Source organism: Bacillus sp. JJ722 (assembly GCF_036963345.1).
Lineage (GTDB): Bacteria > Bacillota > Bacilli > Bacillales > DSM-1321 > Bacillus_AD.
The window spans coordinates 1-1200 of record NZ_JBALMO010000412.1; the positions used below are offsets into that span (position 1 = coordinate 1).

The 1200-nt window shown below is 29.8% G+C and carries 2 protein-coding genes; both read left to right on the plus strand.

The window, feature by feature from the left end:
* Positions 1–173: 173 nt before the first annotated feature.
* Positions 174–413, plus strand: coding sequence for a hypothetical protein (locus V7014_RS26925; protein WP_335512164.1), 240 nt, complete (start codon positions 174–176; stop codon positions 411–413).
* Between the two features lie 13 nt (positions 414–426).
* Positions 427–1200 (plus strand): hypothetical protein (locus tag V7014_RS26930; RefSeq protein ID WP_335512167.1); only part of this gene is annotated, 774 nt, incomplete at its 3' end.

Sequence of the window (1200 nt, forward strand, 5' to 3'; positions counted from 1 at the left end):
TAGGTATATATTATAGAAGTTGTTAATTTTTATAATTGATTACAAATGGTAGTTGAATACTGAACACTAATTCTAATTCTTATGGTGAGACTCATAGAACGTCAGCAGATCAAGACACAAATTCCCGTTATTTTTGGAGACATGGTTTTTGTGAAAATAATCCAGAATTACATGTGTATTTAAATAATGCTGGTTTCACTAATAAGTACGCAACTTATCACGCATATAATAATCAAAATGGTGGAGATTCAATCATTAAAAGTATTAATCAAAGAATGGCTCCAGCAGGATGGTCTTATGTAGGTAAATACAATGATTCGGCTGCGATATTTCCGTATAATACCATTTATGTCTCGACTAATTACGCAATCAATAATGAAAAAACTGGCGCTGATGCAATAAGACAATACTAGGAGGTTGTTTGTGATGAAACGAAAAAAAGTAGCAATAGGGGCTGCTGCATTATTAAGTGTGGGAATTATTTATGGTGGTATTAACTTTTTTGATAACACAAAAGAAGTAAAGGTTGCTGCTTCAAATATAACACTATCTGATAAAGAAGAGATACATTATAAAATGATGAATGCTATTGATTTCTATAATACAGCTCAAGGATCCTTTACTATAAAAAATTACAAAGACAACACTCAATCTACAATTGATTATATTGTTGATGTAACTGATAATCCAAGTGCCTCTGTAAAAGTATTCGATAACCAAAATCCAATACAACAAGTCGATTTTGAGAATAATGAATTAACTGTTTCGTCTTTTAAAAAGAAAACAAAGAGTAAAAATAAAACTACTCCTATAAAAGATATTAAAAAGAATGCAAAGGTAACAGTTGAGTCTGATACTTTAACTAATAAAGAAAGCTCAGAGCCGAAAATTAAAAAAGACCATTATACACAAGATATTAAAGAGAGATATTACACAGGTCCAAATGGAGAAAAATCTTACAATTATCGTTCTGAAAGTATTATGACTGGTCGTGCATCTGAATCTATATTCCCACAAGAAATAGCGACTGTGTTTTTAGAAGATTATAACAATTGGAACATATCTAATAATTATGTTGTAAGCAAAAGAAATTCGACTGTTCTTAAAGGACAATTAAATGATTATTATGCAACAAAACTCGGTGCAACAAACTTTGAATTATATGTTGATAAGAAGACAGGTATTTTATTAATGTATAAG